The 17,001-nt window shown below is 72.8% G+C and carries 14 protein-coding genes; 6 read left to right on the plus strand and 8 right to left on the minus strand.

All coding sequences use genetic code 11. The annotated features are described in order from the left end of the window. Nucleotides 1-41: 41 nt before the first annotated feature. Complete coding sequence (locus M1L56_RS01655) at nt 42-608, plus strand: thioesterase family protein (protein WP_248597884.1); 567 nt, start codon at nt 42-44, stop codon at nt 606-608. Nucleotides 609-641: 33 nt separating this feature from the next. On the opposite strand, the gene M1L56_RS01660 is transcribed toward M1L56_RS01655, so the two are convergent. Continuing rightward, nucleotides 642-1,790 (minus strand): AI-2E family transporter, encoded by a 1,149-nt coding sequence (locus M1L56_RS01660; protein ID WP_248597885.1) that lies wholly within the window; start codon nt 1,788-1,790, stop codon nt 642-644. A 7-nt stretch (nt 1,791-1,797) separates the two neighbouring features. Then, entirely contained in the window at nt 1,798-2,316 is a 519-nt protein-coding gene (locus M1L56_RS01665; RefSeq protein WP_067947807.1) for an SRPBCC domain-containing protein, read from the minus strand. Nucleotides 2,317-2,487: 171 nt separating this feature from the next. On the opposite strand from M1L56_RS01665, the gene M1L56_RS01670 reads away from it, so the two are divergent. Continuing rightward, nucleotides 2,488-2,787, plus strand: coding sequence for a hypothetical protein (locus M1L56_RS01670; protein ID WP_248597886.1), 300 nt, complete (start codon nt 2,488-2,490; stop codon nt 2,785-2,787). A 43-nt stretch (nt 2,788-2,830) separates the two neighbouring features. On the opposite strand, the gene M1L56_RS01675 is transcribed toward M1L56_RS01670, so the two are convergent. The 3 genes from M1L56_RS01675 to M1L56_RS01685 all read right to left on the minus strand — a co-directional run bounded on the left by M1L56_RS01675 (nt 2,831) and on the right by M1L56_RS01685 (nt 6,506). Next, nucleotides 2,831-4,594 (minus strand): NAD(P)/FAD-dependent oxidoreductase, encoded by a 1,764-nt coding sequence (locus M1L56_RS01675; protein WP_248597887.1) that lies wholly within the window; start codon nt 4,592-4,594, stop codon nt 2,831-2,833. A gap of 57 nt (nt 4,595-4,651) precedes the next feature. Beyond that, complete coding sequence (locus M1L56_RS01680) at nt 4,652-5,485, minus strand: ABC transporter permease (RefSeq protein ID WP_248597888.1); 834 nt, start codon at nt 5,483-5,485, stop codon at nt 4,652-4,654. A 64-nt stretch (nt 5,486-5,549) separates the two neighbouring features. Beyond that, complete coding sequence (locus M1L56_RS01685; RefSeq protein WP_248597889.1) at nt 5,550-6,506, minus strand: ATP-binding cassette domain-containing protein; 957 nt, start codon at nt 6,504-6,506, stop codon at nt 5,550-5,552. A gap of 60 nt (nt 6,507-6,566) precedes the next feature. On the opposite strand from M1L56_RS01685, the gene M1L56_RS01690 reads away from it, so the two are divergent. Together M1L56_RS01690 and M1L56_RS01695 are read left to right on the plus strand one after the other, a co-directional pair. Further along, nucleotides 6,567-7,568 carry a YafY family protein gene (locus M1L56_RS01690; RefSeq protein ID WP_067947813.1) on the plus strand — a complete coding sequence of 334 codons (1,002 nt, stop codon included), beginning with the start codon at nt 6,567-6,569 and terminating at the stop codon, nt 7,566-7,568. A 38-nt stretch (nt 7,569-7,606) separates the two neighbouring features. Further along, nucleotides 7,607-8,026: a VOC family protein gene (locus M1L56_RS01695; RefSeq protein WP_248597890.1), complete on the plus strand. Its 420-nt coding sequence runs from the start codon at nt 7,607-7,609 to the stop codon at nt 8,024-8,026. 120 nt (nt 8,027-8,146) lie between these two features. Here the strand turns inward: M1L56_RS01695 and M1L56_RS01700 are convergent, their stop codons facing one another. Both M1L56_RS01700 and M1L56_RS01705 read right to left on the minus strand, forming a co-directional pair. Then, on the minus strand, nt 8,147-8,611 hold the full coding sequence (locus M1L56_RS01700) for an META domain-containing protein (RefSeq protein ID WP_248597891.1): 465 nt from the start codon (nt 8,609-8,611) through the stop codon (nt 8,147-8,149). A gap of 122 nt (nt 8,612-8,733) precedes the next feature. Beyond that, nucleotides 8,734-9,810 (minus strand): LysR family transcriptional regulator, encoded by a 1,077-nt coding sequence (locus tag M1L56_RS01705; protein WP_248597892.1) that lies wholly within the window; start codon nt 9,808-9,810, stop codon nt 8,734-8,736. A 118-nt stretch (nt 9,811-9,928) separates the two neighbouring features. On the opposite strand from M1L56_RS01705, the gene M1L56_RS01710 reads away from it, so the two are divergent. Next, nucleotides 9,929-13,642: a proline dehydrogenase family protein gene (locus M1L56_RS01710; RefSeq protein WP_374255599.1), complete on the plus strand. Its 3,714-nt coding sequence runs from the start codon at nt 9,929-9,931 to the stop codon at nt 13,640-13,642. A 138-nt stretch (nt 13,643-13,780) separates the two neighbouring features. Beyond that, nucleotides 13,781-16,456 (plus strand): HAD-IC family P-type ATPase, encoded by a 2,676-nt coding sequence (locus M1L56_RS01715; protein ID WP_248597894.1) that lies wholly within the window; start codon nt 13,781-13,783, stop codon nt 16,454-16,456. Here M1L56_RS01715 and M1L56_RS01720 read toward each other — a convergent pair. Further along, a complete protein-coding gene (locus M1L56_RS01720) occupies nt 16,437-16,937 on the minus strand; it encodes a hypothetical protein (RefSeq protein WP_248597895.1) in 501 nt (166 codons plus the stop codon). The two genes, M1L56_RS01715 and M1L56_RS01720, sit on opposite strands and share 20 nt — an antisense overlap. Nucleotides 16,938-17,001 lie beyond the last annotated feature (64 nt).

The following is a 17,001-nucleotide window of genomic DNA, read 5'->3' on the forward strand; positions in this document are numbered from 1 at the left end:
GATGGAGGATCCACCACGGATCGCGCCTACAGTCGTGGACCATGCACATGTTGTTCCGCACGCTGCTGCACGTGCTCTTCCTGTCGCGACGCAAGCCCGACCTCGGTCACTACGACGTCGCGCACACGCGGTTCATCGTGCTGCCGACCGACCTCGACATCAACCGGCACATGAACAACGGCGTGTACTTCTCGATCATGGACGTCGCGCGGTTCGACCTGCTCGTGCGCAGCGATGTGTTCCGCATCATGCGGCAGCGCCGCTGGTACCCGGTGGTCGTGAGCGAGACCATCACGTTCCGCAAGTCGCTCGAGCCGTGGCAGCGGTTCACGATCGAGTCGCGGCTGCTCGGCTTCGACGAGAAGGCGGTGTACTGCGAGCAGCGCTTCGTGCGCCCCGGCGCCGACGGCGAGCCGGAGATCTACGCGAAGGGCTTCATCCGCGCCCGCTTCCTGCGCAAGGAGGGCGGCACGGTTCCCGTGTCGGAACTCATCGACGCGTTCGGCGCGCCGCCCGTGAGCGACGAGCTCCCCGAGTGGATCGAGCGCTGGGGGGCGGATGTCGCGCTGCCCGCGACCCGCGCGGAGGCGCCGTCCGTCTGGGCCTGAACCGGCAGTACGGCCGACGGCCGAAAGGCCGGCCTACGACACCGCCTGCCGCGGCACCACGATCTCGCGCAGGATCAGCAGGATGCCCGCCGAGATCGGGATCGCCACGAGGGCGCCGAGCAGCCCGAGCAGGGTGCCGCCCGCGAGTGCCGAGATCAGCACGATCGTGCCCGGCACCTGCACGGCCTTGCCCATCACGCGCGGCGTGAGGATGTACGCCTCGACCTGCATGTAGACGAGCATCGCGATGAACACGATGAGCGCCGCCGTCGGCGAGACGAACAGCGACACGACCGTCATGAGCACGGTGGTGAGCACGGTTCCGATGAGCGGGATCAGCGTCACGAACAGCGCGATGACGCCGAGGATCAGCGCGTACGGGTTGCCGGTCAGCACGAGCAGGATCGTCGAGAACACCGCGTTCAGGAACGCGAGCACGACCATGCCGCTGAGGTACTTGCCGATGGACTGCATGATCCGCTCGGCGAGCGGCACGACCACGGGCCGTTCGGATGCCGCGACGAGGGTGTAGATCGCGCGCTTCGAGCTGTCGAGCGTGGCGATGAAGTAGATCGAGAGCACCACGACGAAGAACCCGGTCGAGACCGCGTTGAGGATGCTGGCGCCGAACGCGAGCGCCCCGCCGCCGATCGTCGCCCACGTGTTCGGGTCGGAGAGGATGTCGCCGATGCCGTTCGCGAGGGTGGCGGCGAGCCCGTTGGTGGTCTCGTTGACCCGCTCGAACCATCCGGAGTCCTCGAGGCCGCGCACCTGCGACGGCAGGTTGGTGATGAGCGCGGTCGCCTGGGCGACGACGGGCGGGATGAGGATCCACACGATGCCCACCACGACAGCGATGAACAGGATGAGCACCGTCACGATGGCGGTCGGCCGCGACATCCCTCGACGTTCGAACCAGCGGATGAGCGGATCGAGCCCGAGGGCGACGAACGCGGCGATGAACACCGACAGCAGCACGTCGCTGAGGTTGACGACGACGAGGGCGAGCAGCGCCGCCGCGAGGAGGCCCAGCGCGACGCGGAAGCCCCACACCACCGGGTGGTGCGCGAACAGCTCCTCGGTCGGTCGGGGCGAATCGGGGCTGACCGCCCGCCCGTTCCGGGCTCGCGAACGGATGACGGCGCGACCGGGCCGACCGCCCGGCCTGCGCTCGATGCTCACGGGCGGCCTAGGCGGCCGGGATCCGGAGCTCGCGGTAGTGCGGCCCGAGCGTGTCGAGGTACCCGTCGCGGTCCCAGTCGGGCAGCGGGTCGCCGGCGCGCGCCGCGGTGAGGCGGTCGAGGTAGTAGTCCCATCCGGCGCCGAGGCTGCCGACGTCCTCGCCCGGCGGGAGCCGGTGCGCGAGCGTGAGCGTCGTGAGGCCGCTACCCTCGTTGAGGTGCACGAGCAGCCGCCACGGCGGCGCGTCCTCGCCCTGGTCGATGTCGAGGTGCATGCGGTGCGGCGGGGCGCATTCGAGGATGCTGACGTCCTGCCAGGGCGCCTCGGCGCCCTCGGCGCCCATGCGGAACCGCACGGCACCGGTCGACGGGCTGCCGGTGTAGGTGCCGATCCAGCCGTTCAGCGCCGTCGGGTTCGTCAGCGAGAACCAGATCTCCTCGATCGGGGCACGGAACAGGCGATCGAGTTGGAGGTACAACCCGTCGGCTTTCTGCGTGTAGTGGCCGGTCGGTCGGATGCTGGTCATCTTCGCCCCCCGCGTGTCGTCCTGGCTTCAGGCTAATCCCGGTGCGAGCGCAGGGCTAGAGTGACGCGCATGGGCAGCTCCGGTTCGAAGCCGCGGGTCAGGCACCACCCCCCGCAGGCACCGCATCATGACGACGACGACCGCCTCCGGCTCGGAGGACGCCATCCGGACATGTGGGGGTGGTTCGTCGGCCTCATCGTGTTCGCGCTGGTCGCGGTGCCCCTCAGTGCCGCGTTCGCGTTCGCGACCAACCCCGGCACGCAGCAGCTGTTCGCCGGGCGGCTCTCCGACGCGACGAGCGCGGGCTACCAGGCGTTCTGGTGGGTGGTGACGCTCATGCTCCTCGCGCTGCCGGTGCTCGTCGGCTACGGCATCGCGCGCATGTCGCCGCGCGCGCTGCTGATCGTGGGCAGCGTGGTCGCGGCGTTCTTCATCGCCGTGCTCGTGCTGGGCCAGATGTTCGTCTTCTAGTCCCGGGCGAGCGGATGCCGCGGCGCGAGGTCGCGGCGTCCGCTCACGGCAGCTCGCCCTCGAGCACGGCCATCGCGGCGTTGTGGCCGCCGACACCGCTGACGGCGCCGCCGCGCACGGCCCCGGAACCGCACAGCAGGACGCGCGCGTGCGCGGTCGCCACGCCCCAACGCTCGGCGGGGCTCGCGAGCGGCGCGTCGGGCTCCGCCCACGGCCACGAGAGCGGCCCGTGGAAGATGTTGCCGCCGGGCATGCCGAGCGCCTCCTCGAGGTCGCGGGTCGTCTTCACCTCGACGCAGGGGCGGCCTGCGGCATCCGTCGCGATCACGTCGGCGATCGGCTCGGCGAGGACGGAGTCGAGCGACGCGAGCACCGCGTCGCGGAGGAGGTCGCGCAGCTCGTCGTTGCCGTACCGGTCGACGAGGCGGTCGGGCACGTGCAGGCCGAAGACCGTGAGCGTCTGCGCGTCGGAGTCGGCCAGCTCGGGGCCGAGGATGCTGCGGTCGCTCAGCGTGTGGCAGTAGATCTCGCACGGCAGCGGGTCGGGCAGGACCCCGCCGGCGGCGCTCGCGTAGGCATCGGCGAGCTGCGAGCCGAGCTCGTTGATGTGGAAGGTGCCGGCGAACGCCTGCTCGGGCGCGACCTGCTCGTCGCGGAGGCGGGGCAGGCGCGTGAGCAGCAGGTTGACCTTCACCTGGGCGCCCTCGGGAATGCCGAGGCGCTCGACGCGGCGGCGCGCGTACTCGTCGAGGGGGACCTCGGGGTCGGTGGCCGTAGGGCGCTCGTCGCGGGGGGCGATCGCGGCCGGGCCGTCGGCGGCGGCCGCGCGGGGTGCCGCGGCGGTCCGGTCGGGCGCAGCGGATGCCGCGAGCAGCCGGTCGAGCACGACGGGGGCGACGTTCGCGAGGACGACGTGGGCGCGCGCCATCCGCTCGCTGCCCGCCTCGAGCCAGCGGACCTCGCCGGTGTCGGGGTCGATCGCGGTGACCTCGGCCTCGGTGCGGAGGCTCGCGCCGGCCTCGCGGGCGGCCCGGGCGAGCTCGCCGGAGACCGCGCCCATGCCGCCGACGGGCACGTCCCAGTCGCCCGTGCCGCCGCCGATGACGTGGTACAGGAAGCAGCGGTTCGCGTCGAGCGACGCGTCGCCGAGGTCGGTGAAGGTGCCGATGAGGCCGTCGGTCGCGACGACGCCGCGGACGAGGTCGTCGGCGAAGCGCGCGTCGACGGTCTCGCCGAGCGGACGCTCGATGAGGTCCGTCCACACGCGGTCGTCGCCGACGAGCCCACGCGCCTCGTCGCGCGTCGGCAGCGGCTCTGTGAGCGTCGGGAAGAGCGCCTCGGCGACGCGCGCGGTGTCGGCGTAGAAGGCCTGCCACGCGTCGGCGTCATCGGCCGCGCCCACCCGGGCGAACGCGTCACGGGCGGCTGCGGCATCCGCTTCGACGTCGACGAGGAGGCCGCGGCTCGGGTCGCGCGGGTCGGGCGTGTACGACGAGAACCGGCGGCGCACCAGCCCGACGTCGAGGCCGAGGTCGTCGATGATGCGCTGGGGGAGCAGGCTCACGAGGTACGAGTAGCGGCTGAGGCGTGCGTCGACGCCGTCGAACGCCTGCGCCGAGACCGCGGCGCCGCCGAGGTGGTCGTCGCGCTCGAGCAGCAGCACGCGCTTGCCGGCGCGGGCGAGGTAGGCCGCGGCGGTGAGGCCGTTGTGGCCCCCGCCGACGATGACGACGTCGTGGTCGTGGGCGGCCCCCTGGTCGTGGGCGGGCGAGGGGGAGACGGAGGTCGGCTGCGCGGCGTCGGGCATCCATCGAGCGTAGACGAACGGGAGGATCCCGGAACGCCGCCGGGATCCTCCGTGCCGTCAGCGGGCGCGGCGCATGGCGCGCACCCCGAGGGTGAGCCCGACCGCGCAGGTCGCGACGGCCGCGAGCACGCCGCCCGGGATCGACGGGTCCCCGAACGCGCCCGCGAGCAGCGCCCGCTCGGCGTCGACCACGTAGCTCAGCGGGTTGACCGCCGCGGCGGCCCGCATCCACGCCGGACCCTCGTCGAGCGGCAGCAGCATGCCCGAGAGGATCATCAGCGGGAAGAGCAGCGTCTGGTGCACCATCCAGAACATCCAGTCCCGGTTGCGGCAGGCGAGCGCGAGCGTGTAGCTCAGCGCACCGAGCCCGACGCCGAACACGGCCAGTACGGCGAGGCCGACGAGCAGGCCCGGCACGTCGAGCCGGAACCCGAACGGCACCGCGACGAGCACCACGATGGTGCCCTGGATGACGAGCGGCACGACGTCCTTCAGCGCGCGGCCGACGAGGAGCGCGCCGCGCGAGAGCGGGGCGACGAGAGTGCGCTCGTGCGAGCCCGTCTGCATCTCGAAGAGCAGGTTCGAGCCGGTCGCCGCGGTGCCGAACAGCGCGACCATGACGAGGATGCCGGGCACGAACCACTGCAGTGTGCCCGCGACGTCGCCGCCGGCCGCGCCGACGAGGAGCGGCCCGAACAGCCCGAGGAACACGAGCGGCTGCACGAGCGAGAACACGACGCTGAACGGGTCGCGCACGAGCGGGCGCGACTCCCGCACGAAGACGGCGGCGGTGTCGCGGGCGAATCCGGTGGGGCGGGCGACGGATGCCGCGGGGCGGGCGTCGGCCGGGCGGGGCGCCGCGGTGGCGGCGTCGGTGGTGATGGTGTTCATTGGAGGGGTCCTTTCGATCGTGGGTCTCGATACGGGCGCTTCGCGTCCTACTCGACCAGCGGGGTCATGCCGCGGCGGCGCCCTCTTCGCGGAGGCTCCGCCCGGTGAGGGCGAGGAACACGTCGTCGAGCGTCGGCGGTCGGTGGGTCGCGGCGTGCACGTCGAGTCCGGCGTCGGCCAGCTCGCGGATCCAGCGGGGGAGCGCCCGGTCGCCGCCCGGGGCGGTGACCGTGACGACGGCCCCGTGCGACTCGCCGCCGACGCGAGCGGCCGCGGCCGCGGCATCCGTCGCCGACCCGAACGCGAGCGTCACGCGGTCGCCCGCGAGCTGCTGCTTGAGGGCGGGCGCGGTGTCGTCGGCGATGACCCGTCCCTCGTCCATGACCATGACGCGCTCGGCGAGCTGGTCGGCCTCGTCGAGGTAGTGCGTGGTGAGGAAGATGGTCGTGCCCGTCTCGCGGCGGAGGTCGACGATGTGCTCCCACAGGTTGGCGCGGCTGTGCGGGTCGAGGCCCGTGGACGGCTCGTCGAGGAAGAGCAGCTCGGGCCGGTGGATGAGTCCGAGTGCGATGTCGACGCGCCGCTTCTGCCCGCCCGACAGCGACTGCACCTGCCGGTTCGCGACCTGCCCGAGTTCGAGCGAGTCGATGAGCTCCGCGGCCCGCGCGCGGGTCTCGCGCCGGCCCATGCCGTAGAACGCGCCCTGCGCGTGCAGCTCGTCGCGCACCCGCTGCGTGTGCCCGCCGGAGGTGCCCTGGCCGACGTAGCCGATGCGGCGCCGTACCCCGGCGGGGTCACGGCGGATGTCGCTCCCGGCGACGACCGCGTCGCCCGCGGTCGGCGGCAGCAGCGTCGTGAGCATGCGCACGGTGGTCGACTTGCCGGCGCCGTTCGGTCCGAGGAACGCCACGAGCTCGCCCTCGGCGACGGAGAGGTCGACGCCCTGCACGGCCGCGACCACCTGGCCCTTCGCGCGGAACGTCTTGGTGAGGCCCCGCGCCGTGATCATCTGGTTCGTCATGCCTCGAGCATCTCGAGGCATCCGGTCAGTTCCTGTCCTGAATTGGAGGAGAATCGATCCATGGCCGCGACCACCACCCGCACCCTCGACCTGCTCTCGCTCCTGCAGAGCCACCGTCACTGGACGGCGCGCGAACTCGTCGATCGCCTCGAGGTGTCCGAGCGCACCCTGCGCCGCGACGTCGAGCGGCTGCGCGAGCTCGGGTACTCGATCGAGTCGACCCGCGGCGTCGCCGGCGGTTACCGGCTCCAGGCCGGCACCGGGCTTCCGCCGCTGCTGCTCACCGACGACGAGGGCGTCGCGATCGCGGTCGGGCTCAGGTCGCAGGCGGCGGCCGGGCTGCGCGGCGCCGAGCACACGACGCTCAGCGCGCTCGCGAAGCTCGAGCAGGTGCTGCCGCCCGCACTCCGGCGGCGCATCGAGGCCATGCAGTCGGTGGCGGCGCCCCTCGGGCCCGCGGGCGGCGGCGGTTCCGGTCCAGGCGGCGGCCAGGCGGCGCCATCCGTCGACAGCGAGCTGCTCGGACTGCTCGCCCTCTGCTGCCGCGACGCCGAGCGCGTGCGCATGAAGTACACGGATGCCACGGGCGCGGCATCCGCCCGATCGATCGAGCCGTACCGGCTCGTGCCGCTCGGTCGGCGCTGGTACCTGCTCGCGTGGGACCGCGACCGCGACGACTGGCGCACGTTCCGCCTCGACCGCGTCGGCGACGTGTTCCCGACCCGCGTGCGCTTCACGCCGAGGCCGCTCACCGACGAGCAGGCGCTCGAGCGCGTGCAGCAGGCGGTTCGCTGGCGCGAGACCACCGTGCGGGCGACCCTGCACGTGGCGATGCCGCTCGCGGAGCTGCAGTCGCGGCTCGGCTGGTGGGCGCGCGACGCGGTGGCATCGGCGGATGGCGCGGGCTCGGTCTGGCCCATCGAGGGGGAGTCGGTCGCGGCGGTGGCGGCGGCGCTGCTCTGGGTGCCCGAGGGCGCCGGATGCCGCGTCGAGGGGCCGCCCGAACTGCACGAGTACCTTCGCGCGCAGTCGGCCCGGTTCGCGGCGGCCGCCGCCGGGTGATCCTTGCGGGTGTCGGCGGCCCGCGGTCGAATGGCCGCATGGACTTCTCCTTCATCGCCGGGTTCGGCCCGATCGGCACCGCCGACTCGACCTCGCACGACTTCTGGGCCGGCGCGCTCGGCATCCCGTTCGAGGAGGCCGCGCCCCGCTACTTCCACACCGAAGAGGTCGCGGGTGCCCGGGCGTTCGCGATCTGGCCGCTCGACCAGGCCGCCGAGGCGACGTTCGGCACGCCCGAGTGGCCGGCCGACCGGCCGGTGCCGCAGGCGTGGATCGAGTTCGACGTCGCCTCGCCCGAGTCGGTCGCGCCCGCGGTGGAGGAGCTGCGGGCCAAGGGCCTCGAGATCCTGGTGGAGGCGCACGAGGAGCCGTGGGGGCAGACCACCTCGCGGCTGCAGAGCCCTGAGGGGCTGCTCGTGGGCGTCAGCCACACCCCGTGGATGCACGACGCGACCTGACGCCGGTGCGGGCGCGGTGCCGGCCGCAGGCCGGCCCGTCACTCCCCGACGTCCGCGTGTGCACTCGTCCTGGTCGTGGCCCCAGCCCGGGCCGCGTCGGAGCGGGCGTCATGCCCCGGTTCACGCGTCGGGGCCGCCGGTTCGGGGCAGGGTGGTGATCACACGGTCGTCGTCGTCGACGACCGTGAGGGTGTCGCCGTCAACGGTCGCCTCGTCGAGGTCGCCGAGCGTCTGTTCGACGTCGCATCCGACCTGCGTGCTCGAGACGTCGTCGAACTCGATCGCGCCGTCGTCCTCGAGTTCCCAGCGGCCGCCGATGGCATTGCAGCCGTCGCTCCCGATGAAGCTGCCGTCGGCCGCGATGACGAGATGCGGCGACTGCTCCGCCACCTCGCCCCAGGATCCCACGTAGGCGTCGGTCTGACCGATGGGTGGCGCCTCGGCCGGGGTCGGCGTCGCGGTCGGTGAGATGACGACCGCCGACGGGCGCGTGATCGACGCGCCGCCTCCGCCCGTGCATCCGGCGAGCAGCAACGCGACGGATGCTGCGGCGACGGCTCGGGCAATGGTTCTGCGGCTGGTCATCCTCGAACCCTATGGCCGCCGGCGGTTCCGTCTGCATGAGAATCCGAGCGATGCCCGTCGTGGGTGGGCTGAGGCCCGGATTCTCATGCACCGCGCGGGGCGCGGCGCCAGGCGCGCCGGCATCAGGGGGTGGCGGCATCCGGTCGGTCGCTGCGCGCCGCAGCGCGGGCGAGTGCGTCGCGCGCGGCGAGGACGGCCGGGCGCCGGGCCGACGCCCGCCGGGTCGACGAGAAGACCTCGCGCTCGGGTTCCCCCGGGAGCTCAGCCAGGTGCACGCTCGGCGGCTCGCCGGCCCACACGAGGTCGGGCAGCATGCCGACCGCGTTGCCCGAGCGGATGAGCCGGATGTGCCCCATGAGGTCGGCCGTCTCGAAGCGCACGTCGGGCTCGAACCCCGCCTCGCGGCAGAGCTGCTCGGCGAAGCGGCGCGCGGCGGTGCCGCGCGGCTCCATGACCCAGGGCAGGGAGGCCGCGCCGCGCAGCTGCTCGACGGCGGGGCTGCTCCGCAGGGCGCCGAGTCCCGTCGCGGCCGCGGCCGGGTCCTCCGCCGAGCGCACGCCGCCGGGCGTCGGGGGATCGGCGGGCGCCGGCCCGGGCGGCGCGTCGACGTCGACCGGGGCGGCGGCGGGGTCCACCCGGCGGGCGGCACGGCGGCGCGACGACGGATGCGGCGGGAGCGCCAGGCGGATCGCGTCGCGGGCGAGCGGAACCCGGTCGAGTTCCGGGTGCAGCGGCCTCGTCGTCCCCGGGTACTGCTCCGCGACGACGAGGTCGAAGTCGCGTGCGGCGACGTCGAACAGGGCGAGCTCCGGCTCGCGCTCGGTGATCTCGACACGCAGGTCCGGGTGCTCCTGCGCGAGGAGGGTGAGCGCCTGCGGCACGACGGCGTGCGCCGCGGACTGGAACACGGCGATGCGCACGGTGCCGCTGACGGTCGTGAGCGACCGCGCGACATCCGCTTCGGCCTCTTCGAGCCGCTCGAGCACGGCCTGCGCGTGCCCGACGAGCAGTTCGGCCTGCGGCGTGAGCTGCACCCGGCGGCCGACCTGCACCAGGAGCGGGACGCCGGCCTCCTTCTCGAGCTGCGCGAGCTGCTGCGAGACCGACGACGGGCTGTACGCGAGCGCGTCGGCGACCGCGGCGAGCGTGCCCCGGCGGCTGAGCTCGACGAGCAGGCGCAGGCGGCGTACGTCGAGCATCGCGTGGCACCTCCTCGTGCGGCATCCGTGGGGTTAGGTTCGGCGTGCCGGATGACGGACACCGAACATTCGGGAAACATGAACAGTATGCATCGGATTCGTTCGCTGTACTGAACGGATGCCGCGGGCGCACACTGGAATCGGCGGGTGCGCACCACCCCGCGCACTCCCCCCTACCCAGAGACCGAAGGACATCGCCGTCGTGACCACTCAGAACACGCTCGCGAACGTCGTGCCGAGCACCGACCACGTCGTCGCCCTCGTCGAGCGTTGGCTCGCCGAGAGCAGCACCCATCCCGTCGACCCCGCCGCCCAGCGCCTCGCCGGCGTGCTGAAGGACCCGAACGGCCTGGCCTTCACCGTCGGCTTCGTCGACGGCGTCATGCGCCCCGAGGACCTCGGCGTCGCCGGTCGCAACCTCGCGCAGGTCGCGAAGCTCACCCCGAAGTTCCTGCCCGCGTACCTCAAGGCCGCCATCCGCCTGGGCGGGGCGATGGCGCCCGCGTTCCCGTGGATCGTCATCCCGATCGCCCGCCGCGTGCTCCGCGCCATGGTCGGCCACCTCGTGCTCGACGCGACGCCCGCCAAGCTCGGCCCGGCCATCGAGAAGCTCCGCGAGACCGGGAACCGCCTGAACCTCAACCTCCTCGGCGAGGCCGTGCTCGGCGAGCAGGAGGCCGACCGCCGACTCAAGGGCACCTACGACTTCCTCGCGCGCGACGACGTCGACTACGTGTCGATCAAGGTGTCGAGCGTCGTCAGCCAGCTCTCGATGTGGTCGTTCGACGAGGCCGTCGAGAAGGTCGTGAAGAAGCTCACGCCGCTGTACGAGCTCGCCGCGAAGGGCGCCGCGCGCGGCCAGGCGAAGTTCATCAACCTCGACATGGAGGAGTACCGCGACCTCGACCTGACCATCGCGGTCTTCAAGAAGGTGCTCGACCAGCCGCAGCTGCGCGGCCTCGAGGCCGGCATCGTCCTGCAGACGTACCTGCCCGACGCCCTCGGCGCCATGCAGGACCTCACCGAGTGGGCGCTCGCCCGCCGTGCCGCCGGCGGCGCACCCATCAAGGTGCGCGTCGTCAAGGGCGCGAACCTCGCCATGGAGCACGTCGACGCCGCCATCCACGACTGGCCGATCGCGACGTACTCGACCAAGCAGGACTCCGACACGAACTACAAGCGCGTCCTCCACTGGTCGATGACCCCCGAGCGCATCGACGCCGTGAAGCTCGGGGTCGCCGGCCACAACCTCTTCGACGTCGCCCACGCGTGGCTCACCGCCAAGGAGCGCGGCGTCGAGCACGGCGTCGAGTTCGAGATGCTGCTCGGCATGGCCACCGGCCAGGCCGCGGCGGTGCGCGGCGACGTCGGCCGCCTGCTGCTCTACACGCCGGTCGTGAACCCGTCGGAGTTCGACGTCGCGATCGCCTACCTCATCCGCCGGCTCGAGGAGAACGCGAGCCAGGAGAACTTCATGTCGGCCGTGTTCGAGCTGAGCGAGAACCGCGCCCTGTTCGAGCGCGAGCGCGACCGCTACCTCGCCTCGCTCGCCGCCCTCGAGGGCGAGGACCCGGAGGCCCCCGCGCCCGGCCCGAACCGCACCCAGAACCGCCGCACCGAGTGGGACGAGAAGGATGCCGCGGAGCTCGCCGGCACCGTCACCGGCGCCCCCGCCCCGGGCGACCAGCACGAGGGTTCGCTGACGAGCGTGGTGCTCGGCATCACGCGCGGCTCCGACGGCGAGCCCGTGCTCGGCTACGCCGACGAGGCCGCCGCGCTCGCCGGCCCGGGCGTCACCCCCGGCTTCCGCAACGAGCCCGACACCGACCCCGCGCTCGCCGCGAACCGCGACTGGGGTCGCCGCATCCTCGAGCGCGTGCCCACCTCCACGCTCGGCATCGACACCCTGAAGGCCAACCGCATCGAGACCGCCGACGAGCTCGAGCAGCTCATGTCGGCCGTCGCCGCGAACGGCGCGGAGTGGGGCCGGATGTCGGGCGACGAGCGCGCCGCCGTCCTCCACCGTGCGGGCCTCGCGCTCGCCGCGAACCGCGACCGCCTCATCGAGGTCATGGCCGCCGAGACCGGCAAGACCATCGCCGAGGCCGACCCGGAGATCAGCGAGGCGATCGACTTCGCGCACTACTACGCCGAGCGCGCCCGCGAGCTCGACCACGTGCAGGGCGCGACGTTCGTGCCGTCGAAGCTCACCGTCGTCACCCCGCCGTGGAACTTCCCCGTCGCCATCCCCGCCGGCGGCGTGCTCGCCGCGCTCGCCGCGGGCTCGGGCGTGATCATCAAGCCCGCGAAGCTGTCGCAGCGCTCGGGCGCGGTCATGGTCGAGGCGCTGTGGGAGGCCGGCATCCCGAAGGACCTCCTCGCGCTCGTCGACCTCGGCTCGCGCGAACTCGGCACCAAGCTCGTCTCCGACGAGAAGGTCGACCGCGTCATCCTCACGGGCGCGTACGAGACCGCCGAGCTGTTCCGCTCGTTCCGCAAGGACCTGCCGCTGCTCGCCGAGACGAGCGGCAAGAACGCGATCATCGTGACGCCGTCCGCCGACCTCGACCTCGCGGCATCCGATGTCGTGAAGAGCGCGTTCGGCCACGCCGGCCAGAAGTGCTCGGCCGCCTCGCTCGTGATCCTCGTCGGCTCGGTCGCGAAGTCCGAGCGGTTCCGCCGCCAGCTGGTGGATGCCGCGACGAGCCTCCGCGTCGGCTGGCCCGAGCACCCCTCGAGCCAGATGGGCCCGATCGTCGAGCCCGCGAACGGCAAGCTCCTGCACGCGCTCACGACGCTCGGCGCCGACGAGGAGTGGCTCGTCGAGCCGAAGCCGCTGGATGACACGAACCGCCTCTGGTCGCCCGGCATCCGTGCGAACGTGAAGCCCGGCTCGTACTTCCACCTCACCGAGTTCTTCGGCCCGGTGCTCGGCGTCATGCACGCCAAGGACCTCGAGGAGGCCATCCGCTTCCAGAACGCCGTCGACTTCGGCCTCACCGCGGGCCTGCACTCGCTCGACTCCGAGGAGATCGCGACCTGGCTCGACACCGTCGAGGCCGGAAACCTCTACGTCAACCGCGGGATCACCGGCGCGATCGTGCAGCGGCAGCCGTTCGGCGGGTGGAAGCGCTCGTCGGTCGGCGCCGGCGCGAAGGCGGGCGGTCCGAACTACCTGCTCGGCCTCGGCGACTGGCAGCCCGACCACGGCGACGGCAGCCGCTCGCTCCACCTGCGCGGCCTCGAGAAGCGCGTCGCCGAGCTCATCGAGGCGTCGCAGTCGTCGCTCGACTACGACTCCTACGAGGTGCTGCGCCGCGGCGCCCTCTCCGACGAGGTCGCCTGGGCCGAGGAGTACGGCACGGTCAAGGACGTCTCGGGCGTCGGCGTGGAGCGCAACCTGTTCCGCTACCTGCCCCTGCCCGTCACCGTCCGGATCAGCGAGGACGCGACCCTCGCCGACGGCCTCCGCGTGATCGCCGCGGGCCTGCTCGCCAAGTCGAAGCTCGAGGTCTCGACCGCCCACGAGCTGCCCAAGGGCGTGCGGGCGATCCTCGCGGCCCGCGACATCCGCGTGGTCCGCGAGGGCGACGCCGGGTGGCTGGCTCGCGCCGCCAAGGGCGAGATCACGACCTCGCGCGTGCGCCTGGTCGGCGGCTCGGCCGCGGCGCTCGCCGACGCGACGAACGGCACGCCCGACCTCGCCGTGTGGGCGCACCCGGTGACCCCGTCGGGCCGGGTCGAGCTGCTGCCGTTCCTGCACGAGCAGGCCATCTCGATCACCAACCACCGGTTCGGCAACCCGACGACGATCTCCGACGGCGTCATCTAGGGGTTCCCAGAACGGATGCCACGAGGGGGGCGGTCGCGCGAGCGGCCGCCCCCTCGTCCCGCACCCGGGGGACGATCGACCCTGCCTCCCGAGGGCCGGTCCGAATACGGTGGAAGGACCGACTTCGAGGAGGGCGCGGTGGACCCGGTCGACGACACGGTCTGGCACGAGCAGACGGTCGCCGAGACGTTGGAGGTCCTGGCGAGCCGCCCCCGCGGCCTGACCACCGAGGAGGCGGTCGAGCGCCTCGCCGCCGTCGGACCGAACGAGCTCGACGTCGCGCCGCCGACCCCCGCGTGGAAGGTGCTGCTGAGGCAGTTCCTATCGCCGCTGATCCTCATCCTGATCGGGGCGGGCATCATCACGGCCGTCCTGCAGAAGTGGGTCGACGCCGTGGCGATCCTCATCGTCCTCGTGGTCAACGCCGTCATCGGATTCTGGCAGGAACAGCGCGCCGCAGCGGAGGTCCGCGCCCTCGCCGTGCTCAACACGCCGCGCTGCCGGGTCCTGCGCGACGGCGCGACCGTCCTGCTCTCGGCGCGCGAACTCGTCCCCGGCGACGTGGTGCTCCTCGAGAGCGGCGACCGCGTGCCGGCCGACCTCCGGCTCATCGAGTCCACCGCGCTGCAGCTCGACGAGTCCATGCTCACGGGCGAGGTCTACGCCGTCGCGAAGGACACGGCGCCGGTGGATCCCGACGCCGGCGTCGGCGACCGCACGAGCATGGCGTTCAGCGGCACCTTCACGACCTCCGGTCGCGGAGTCGGCGTCGTGGTCGCGACCGGCGACGAGACGGAGATCGGCCGCATCAACGCCCTCGTGCAGGGGCCGTCGCCGATGACGCCGATGCAGCGCCTCATGCACCGCTTCGAGGCGCGGGTGGGCGTCTTCGTCGGTCTCGTCGCCGCACTCGTCTTCGTCGGCGGCATCGCGCTGGGGGAGGCGGTGCAGGATGTCTTCCTCTCCGCGGTCGCACTCGCGGTCGCATCCATACCCGAGGCCCTCCCGATCGTGCTCACCATCGCGATGAGCATCGGCGTGGCCCGGATGGCGCGTCGGAAGGCGGTGATCCGCAGCCTTCCCGCGGTCGAGACCCTGGGTTCCACGACGGTCATCGGGTCGGACAAGACCGGGACGCTCACGCAGAACGTCCTCACCGTCGAGGAGGTGTGGACGTCGAACGGGCGCACCCGCTTCGATGCGGAGACGGACCGTCCGACCGGCCCGCACGAGGATCCGCTCGTGATCGGGGTGCTCCGTGCCGGTGCGCTCACCAACGAGGCACGACCGCGCCATGGAGGCTCGGAGGGCTTCACGGGCGACTCCGTCGACGTCGCGATGGCGGTGGCGGCCGTGCGGCACGGTGGCGTCGGTCGAGACGAGATCGCCGCGGCACCCGTCGCCCACATGCCGTACGAACCGCATCACGGGTACTCGCAGTCGGTTCGCCGACGCGCGGACGGTCGTCACGTCCTGTTCGTGAAGGGAGCGCCGGACGCGCTGATCGCGATGAGCACGCACCTGCGCAGCGCCCACGGGGACGAACCCGTCGACCACCAGGAGGTGCATGCGGCGAACGCGGACATGGGACGCCGCGGCCTCCGGGTCCTTGCGACTGCCGAGCGCGTGCTGCCCCCCGCGTGGGAGCCGGCGTCACCGCTTCCGAGACCCGCGGGCCTCACCCTGCTCGGGCTCGAGGGCATGGACGATCCGCCCCGACCCGGAGTGGCCGAGGCGATCGCCTCCTGCCAGGAGGCCGGCATCGCGGTGAAGATGATCACCGGCGATCATCCCGTCACCGCGGAGGCGATCGCGGATCGCCTCGGCATCCCCCGCAGCGGTCCGGCGATCACCGGGGCGGAGATGCGGGATCTCGACGACGCGATGCTCGCCGCCCGGCTGCGGGAGGCGGGCGTGGCCGCGCGCGTGGCGCCGCAGGACAAGCTCCGCATCGTCACCGTCCTCCAGGACCACGGGGAGGTCGTCGCGGTCACCGGCGACGGCGTCAACGACGCGCCCGCCCTGAAGGCGGCGTCCATCGGCGTGGCCATGGGCGCGAGCGGTACGGATGTCGCGCGCGAATCCGCCGACATGGTCCTCACCGACGACGACTTCGTCACGATCGTGAGCGCCATCCGCCAGGGCCGCGTGACCTTCGCGGCGATCAGGAAGGCGACCTTCTTCCTGCTGTCGACCGCGCTCGGCGTCATCATCGCGGTGACGACCAACGTCTTCGCGGAGCATCCGCTGCTGTTCCTGCCGGTGCAGGTGCTCTGGGTGAACATTGTCACGAACGGGCTGCAGGACGTCGCGCTGGCGTTCGAACCGGCCGAGGGCGGGGAGCTGGAGCGTCCGCCGCGCAGTCGGCGGGAGGGGCTCCTGTCACGTCTCCTCTGGATCCGGCTCCTCATCACCGGCGCCTGGATCGGCGTCGTCGTGCTCCTCGTCTACACGTGGGCGCTCGACCACGGGTACGCGGTCGACCACGCGCGAACCCTCGCGCTCACGGTCGTCGTCACCCTGAACTTCTTCCAGGCCGGCAACGCGCGCGCCGAGCGCCGTTCGCTGTTCGCGCTCAACCCGGTCGGGAACCCGTTCCTGCTGCTCACCGCGATCGGCTCGGTGCTCCTGCACTGGGGCGCGATGACGTGGGGGCCGAGCGCCGACGTGCTCGGACTCACGCCGCTCTCCGCCGAGGAGTGGTCGTGGTGCCTGGGCATCGGGGCGAGCGTGCTCGTGATCGTCGAGATCGAGAAGGCGATCACCCGCAGGCTGCGCGCGCCGGATTCCCCGGTCAGGACCGAAGGCGGCTGACGAACCCCTCCACCGACCCGGCACGCGCGACGACCACGAGCCGGTCGCCCGCCTCCCACGGCGCATGCGCGTCGGCGAGCAGTCCGTCCGGGCCGTCGCGGATCACCGCCACCACCTCGGCGTCTGCGTCGCGGAACTCATCGGCCCGACGACCGACCGCCGGATCGCCGTCTTCCAGGGACACGACGCGGACCTCGGCCGGACCCGCCGCCAGCGCCCCCGAAGGGGGTCCGTCGACCGCGAACCGGAGGCCGGCGAGGAGCGATGCCGTGGCGACCGCCTCCCGTTCGCCGATCGTGAGCCGAGCGGGCGGGCTCCCGGTCGCCGTGACGATCTCGATGTGGACCAGCTGCGCCGCCGGGTCGGTCTGGACGGCCGCCACCGTGCCGTCCGTGAGGGCCACCTCGAAGAGCCGGGCCGGACCGGCGATCGGGTGCTCGGCGATGCGGAACTCGGCCGCGTCCTCTCCCTGCTCGTCCACGGAGTCCCCCCGTTCGGTCGCGTGTGCGGTCCATGCCGGTGCCCGGTTCGAACCAGTATCCACG

This window comes from Agromyces sp. C10, assembly GCF_023217995.1.
GTDB lineage: Bacteria > Actinomycetota > Actinomycetes > Actinomycetales > Microbacteriaceae > Agromyces > Agromyces indicus.